The following is a 6,129-nucleotide window of genomic DNA, read 5'->3' as shown; positions in this document are numbered from 1 at the left end:
TGGAGCCGTCCTTGAAATACCACCCTTGTATGTTTGATGTTCTAACGCAGGGCCCTGAATCGGGCTCGCGGACAGTGCCTGGTGGGTAGTTTGACTGGGGCGGTCTCCTCCCAAAGAGTAACGGAGGAGCACGAAGGTTGGCTAATCCTGGTCGGACATCAGGAGGTTAGTGCAATGGCATAAGCCAGCTTAACTGCGAGACGGACAGGTCGAGCAGGTACGAAAGTAGGTCATAGTGATCCGGTGGTTCTGAATGGAAGGGCCATCGCTCAACGGATAAAAGGTACTCCGGGGATAACAGGCTGATACCGCCCAAGAGTTCATATCGACGGCGGTGTTTGGCACCTCGATGTCGGCTCATCACATCCTGGGGCTGAAGTCGGTCCCAAGGGTATGGCTGTTCGCCATTTAAAGTGGTACGCGAGCTGGGTTCAGAACGTCGTGAGACAGTTCGGTCCCTATCTGCCGTGGGCGTTGGATGATTGAAGGGAGTTGCTCCTAGTACGAGAGGACCGGAGTGAACGAACCTCTGGTGTTCGGGTTGTCACGCCAGTGGCACTGCCCGGTAGCTAAGTTCGGAATCGATAACCGCTGAAAGCATCTAAGCGGGAAGCGAGCCCTGAGATGAGTCATCCCTGACCCCTTGAGGGTCCTAAAGGGCCGTTGGAGACCACAACGTTGATAGGTGGGGTGTGTAAGCGCGGTGACGTGTTGAGCTAACCCATACTAATTACCCGTGAGGCTTAACCATACAACACCCAAGAAGTGTTCTGGGCCTTGTAGCGAATGAGCGAACTACTCAAATTCAGTGATAATGACAAGCAACTAGCAAAGTCGTTATTCACGTCAGCTTTCTAGATTAAGAATTTGCCTGGCGGCAATAGCGCCGTGGAACCACCTGATCCCATGCCGAACTCAGAAGTGAAACGCGGTAGCGCCGATGGTAGTGTGGCATTCGCCATGCGAGAGTAGGACACTGCGGCACCCAATTAAACGGTGATGTGAAGAATCACGTCACTGGCTGCGAGGATGACACCTCATAAGAAGCGGCAAATGATTTAGCGCAAGCTAACCGAATGCGGAGCGGTAGTTCAGTCGGTTAGAATACCGGCCTGTCACGCCGGGGGTCGCGGGTTCGAGTCCCGTCCGCTCCGCCACTAATTTGAAGGCCTTCCCGATTGGGAAGGCCTTTTTGCTATGGGCGGTTTTGTCCATAAGAACCACAGATTTGCACAGCAGAGCCCAGTCGTGAGACTGGGCTCTGCTGTTTTTAGCGTGTTAAGCAGCCAGTGTTAGCATTTATCTAGAGGAAGAGAACTAAGACCCTGTTATCTCCTCCATTTTCTATCTATATCAAGCCCTTATCTGATGGATTACTGGCCATTTTAACTGGTTTACTTTTGGCCAAACTCTGTTCATGGTGCGCGATTAGGGTTGTATCTCGTTTATAACTCGGTAGAGTAAGGGCATCTTGAGTTTGCCTGTCCCGCGCCGAGTTTGCCGGGTTCCAGGTGTAACTTGGCCAGTTTTTATCAACCTTAAGTCAGTGGTATCGATATGGAACAAGTAAACAAGTCCACCTTCAGCGATGTACTGGAATATGTGCGTATGTCCCGTCGCCAGAACAAACTCAAGCGTGAAATTGCGGATAACGAGAAGAAGATCCGTGACAACCAGAAGCGCGTGCTGCTGCTCGACAACCTGAGCGACTACATCAAGCCGGGTATGAGCATTGATGATGTGCAGGCGATCATCGCCAACATGCGTGCCGACTATGAAGAGCGCGTGGATGACCACATCATCAAGAACGCCGAGCTCTCCAAAGAGCGTAAAGAGCTGAGCACCAAACTGAAGGGCATGAGCTCTCACAAATAAGCGTTGCGCTTTCGCTTAAGAGACACCGGCCACTGGCCGGTGTTTTGTTATCAGCTCGGATCTCTGCCACTCCTGCAACAATCGGCTCCCCTTTTTAGAATTGCCCTGTTACCATCACCACAAAGCGGTCAATAGTTTCAAGCCATTGACTTGAAAAGACTAAGCTTGAGTGAAACACAATAAATTGCGCAACCATGGTGGGGCTGATATGGGCGCATCAGAACAGACGGATTTGACACAAGTGGCATCTCAAGATTCATCTGTCCAGACCTCGGACGGGAACCCAAAGCGCAAGCGTCGTCCCTGGTGGCGTTGGCTGTTCTGTTTTCTCTTTTTATTGTGCCTGGGGGCGGTGATCGCTCTGGTTGGCTATGAGATGAAAACCTCGAAGCTGCAATCTCAGGAGATCTCCCGCTATGCTGCCAATCTCACCTATCAGGTCGAGCCTGGCCAGAGCAAGCAGATCGCTTTCCCTGAGGATGGCCCTTTCGACAAGCGGCTCGGCTATGTGCAACTGCCGATGATGCAGGAGCGTTTGCTTCAGCGGGGCTATGAAGTCAGCAAGCAGGTGCATTTCTCCGACGCGCTCTATGACTACGCCAGTCGAGGCTTCTTCGTGCCCTATACCGAGAAGGTGCAGGCTGGCCTGACGTTGCACGATTGCCGCGCCGAGCCCTTCTATCAATTCAAGTATCCGACCCATCACTATCCGGATTTTGACTCCATTCCGCCGCTCGTCATCCAGTCGCTGCTGTTTATCGAGAACCGCGATCTGCTGAGCAACGAAGAGCCGTTGGCCAACCCGGCGGTCGACTGGCCCCGTTTTGCCAAGGCGGCGCTCTCCCAGGTGGGCAAGGCGCTCGATATGCAGGATCAATCTGCCGGTGGCAGTACCCTGGCGACCCAGGTGGAGAAGTATCGCCACTCGCCGGATGGCCTGACCCTGTCGCCGACCGAGAAGATCCGTCAGATGGCCTCTGCCAGCGTGCGGGCCTATCGTCTCGGGCCGGAAACCCTCGAAGCGCGCAAACTGGTCGCCTGGGCCTATCTCAACTCGGTGCCGCTCTCGGCTGCGCCGGGATATGGTGAGGTGCATGGTTTGGGAGATGGTCTCTGGGTCTGGTTTGGTGCCAACGTCGATGACGTGAACCGTCTGCTGGATCCCGCCCGCAACCAGAATGCGCCGCTGGCCGAACAGGGACTTGCCCTGCGTCAGGTTGTCTCGCTGATGATTGCGCACCGCCGTCCCTCTTACTATCTGGCTCAAGGGCGAGAGGCATTGGCTACCCTGACCGACAGCTACCTGCGCCTGTTTGTGCAGGAGGGGATGATCACGCCATCTCTGATGGAGGCGGCGCTCAAGGCCAAGATTACGTTCCGTGACTTCCTGCAGTCCCCGGCTATCACCCGGGTGAACAATAACAAGGGGTTGCAAGTTGCCCGTACTCGCCTGAGCCGCCAGCTCGGGGTGCAGCTCTATGACCTCGATCGGATGGACCTGACGGCCGATACCAGCCTCAACATGCCGCTGCAGAACGAAATCTCCCGTTATCTGCAACAGCTGGCCGACCCGACGTTTGCCGCCCAGGTAGGGCTGTTTGGTGAGCGCCTGCTCTCGCCTGAGAAGACGGGCGATGTGCGCTACAGCTTCACCCTGTTCGAGAAGTCGCCGGAAGGGTTCAAGGTGCGGGTGCAGACCGACAACACTGATCAGCCGTTCGATATTAACGAAGGCTCCAAGCTGGAGTTGGGCTCAACCGCCAAGCTTCGGGTGCTGACTACCTATCTGGAGATCGTGGCCGAGCTGCACGACAACTATGCCGGGATGCCGGTTGAGAATCTGCGTAAATTGGCTGCCGTCTCTCAGGACAACCTCAGCCGCTGGGCCATCTCCTATCTGATGACGGCTCAGGACAAGAGCCTGCCTGTAATGCTGGAAGCGGCGCTGGATCGCAAATACTCCGCCAGCCCCAACGAAGGGTTCTTTACCGGTGGCGGCATGCACACCTTCAACAACTTCCGCCGCGAGGATAACAATCGTATTCCGACGTTGCGTGACTCTCTGCGTGAGTCGATTAACTTGCCCTTTGTGCGGCTGATGCGCGATATCGTGCGCTACAGCCTCTACAAGGAGGGCAACCGTGCCCAGTTGCTGAAGGATGACAAGGATCCCCGCCGTCAGGAGTATCTGGCCAAATTTGCCGACAAAGAGGGCCAGACCTATCTGCTGCGCTTCTGGCGCAAATATCGCGGCAAGACCCCCGAGGAGCAACTCGATACCTTCCTCGACGGTCTCAAGCCGAGTGCGGTACGTCTGGCGGCGGTTCACCGCTACCTGATGCCGGAAGCCAGTGAAGCTGCTTTTGCTGCCTTCCTGGCGGAGCGGTTGCCGAGAGAGAAGCTGAGCGCCAAGCGGGTTAATCAGCTCTACGTCAGCTATGGCCCGGGCAAGTATTCACTGCCGGATCAGGGCTACATCGCCCGGGTTCACCCGCTGGAGCTGTGGTTGCTGGCCTATCTCAAGGAGTTCGACAAGGCCACCTTTGCCGACGCGGTGGCGGCCAGTCGTGACGAGCGGCAGGAGGTCTACAGCTGGCTGTTCAAGACTCGCCATCGCAGTGCCCGTGACAGCCGGATCCGCACCATGCTGGAGGTTGAAGCCTTCCTCGATATCCATCAGCGCTGGGCCAAGCTCGGTTATCCGTTCGACCATCTGGTGCCTTCACTGGCGACTGCCTTGGGCAGCTCCGGCGATCGTCCGGCTGCACTGGCCGAGCTGATGGGGATTATCCAGAATGGCGGTGTCCGCTCGCCAACCCTGCGTATCGAGCACCTCTCGTTCGCCAAGGGGACGCCCTTCGAGACCGAGTTTGAGCCGCAGCACACCGAGGGTACCCGGGTGATGCCAGCAGAGGTGGCGGCCGCCCTGCGCAGTGCGCTCTCCAAGGTGGTTGAAGGGGGCACGGCAAGACGTATCGCCGGTGCCTTTACCCTGCCGGATGGCACTGTGCTGCAGATGGGGGGCAAGACCGGAACCGGGGATAACCGGATTGAAACCGTGGGTCGTTATGGCAACGTGACCAGCTCACTGGCGCGCAACCGCACCGCGACCTTCGTTTTCTATCTGGGTGAGGATCACTTCGGTACCCTGACCGCCTATGTACCGGGTAGCCAGTCTGACAAGTTCCGTTTCACCTCGGCGCTGCCGGTGCAGGTGCTCAAGGGGATGGCTCCCCTGCTGACGCCTTACCTGCAACCGGGCTCCCATACCCAGTGTCTGGCGAACCAGTGATGCGAGCGAATTAACGCTCATCACGCAGATAACTAACCAGAAAAAACGGGGAGGCTGACAGCCTCCCCGTTTTTATATCCTCATCGGACGCAGCAGCGCTCGATTACGATCAGGCGTTCAGTACGAACTGCTCGATCACCTGAGCTACGCCATCTTCATCGTTGCGGGCAGTGGTGTGCTGGGCGAGCGCCTTGATCTCGTCGGTGGCATTGCCCATCGCAACCCCGAGGCCTGCGTATTCGATCATGTGGCGATCGTTGCCCGCATCCCCGACGCAGATCACCTGAGCGGCGGTCAGGCCCAGGTGCTCGGCCAGTGCGGCCACGCCGGTTCCCTTGTTGCTCTGCTTGTTCATGAACTCGAGGAAGAAGGGGGCGCTCTGTACCACGGTATAGCGCTCATAGAGCTCTGCAGGCAGTCGCTCGATGGCGCGGGAGAGCTGGGGCGGCTCGTCGATCATCATTACCTTCATGATCTGCTCGTCGGCAGGCAGGGTAGCGAAGTCGATCAGATTGATCGGCATGCCGATCAGGCGGGATTCGTGTTCGGTATAGGTGCTGACACGGGGACTGATCAGGCCACGGGTGACTGAGAAACCATGGACGTTCACTTCCAGCTCATCAGCCAGTTTGGCGACGGCGCTGGCGTCACTGCCGGTCAGCAGCTGACTGCGGATGATGCGCTGATCGGCCACCTGTTGCACCAGGGCGCCGTTGTAGCAGATGACGTAGTCATGCTCTGTGGTGAGGCCGAGCTCTTCCAGATAGCGGCTCATCCCTTCCAGCGGGCGGCCGGAGGCCAGCACAACGGTTACCCCTTTGGCGCGCGCGGCGCTGATGGCGGCGTGGGTGCGGGGAGTAATCTGGCCCTGCGGGTTGAGCAGGGTGCCATCCATATCCAATGCGATCAGCTTGTACATCTCTCACTACCTGAGTCTGGGTGGCCCGCCCGGTGGGGCCAAG

At 57.4% G+C, this 6,129-nt stretch carries 3 protein-coding genes, 1 tRNA gene and 2 rRNA genes (1 of these 6 only partly in view); 5 read left to right on the top strand and 1 reads right to left on the bottom strand.

What is annotated here, in order from left to right:
• The 5 genes from ACTG2O_RS01340 to ACTG2O_RS01320 form a co-directional block, all read left to right on the top strand.
• Positions 1-751: ribosomal RNA gene (locus ACTG2O_RS01340) — 23S ribosomal RNA — on the top strand; it begins 2,138 nt to the left of the window's first position.
• A 119-nt stretch (positions 752-870) separates the two neighbouring features.
• Positions 871-983: ribosomal RNA gene (gene rrf / locus ACTG2O_RS01335) — 5S ribosomal RNA — on the top strand.
• A 97-nt stretch (positions 984-1,080) separates the two neighbouring features.
• A tRNA-Asp gene (locus ACTG2O_RS01330) sits at positions 1,081-1,157 on the top strand.
• A gap of 400 nt (positions 1,158-1,557) precedes the next feature.
• Positions 1,558-1,875 carry a PTS system regulator TmaR gene (gene tmaR / locus ACTG2O_RS01325; protein ID WP_005336024.1) on the top strand — a complete coding sequence of 106 codons (318 nt, stop codon included), beginning with the start codon at positions 1,558-1,560 and terminating at the stop codon, positions 1,873-1,875.
• Between the two features lie 208 nt (positions 1,876-2,083).
• Positions 2,084-5,167 carry a transglycosylase domain-containing protein gene (locus ACTG2O_RS01320; RefSeq protein WP_019446231.1) on the top strand — a complete coding sequence of 1,028 codons (3,084 nt, stop codon included), beginning with the start codon at positions 2,084-2,086 and terminating at the stop codon, positions 5,165-5,167.
• 109 nt (positions 5,168-5,276) lie between these two features.
• On the opposite strand, the gene yidA is transcribed toward ACTG2O_RS01320, so the two are convergent.
• Positions 5,277-6,086 carry a sugar-phosphatase gene (gene yidA / locus ACTG2O_RS01315; protein ID WP_113739910.1) on the bottom strand — a complete coding sequence of 270 codons (810 nt, stop codon included), beginning with the start codon at positions 6,084-6,086 and terminating at the stop codon, positions 5,277-5,279.
• Positions 6,087-6,129 lie beyond the last annotated feature (43 nt).

This window comes from Aeromonas sp. 61P (genome assembly GCF_051919545.1).
Lineage (GTDB): Bacteria > Pseudomonadota > Gammaproteobacteria > Enterobacterales > Aeromonadaceae > Aeromonas > Aeromonas veronii.
This window is presented reverse-complemented; position numbering and strand designations above follow the sequence as displayed.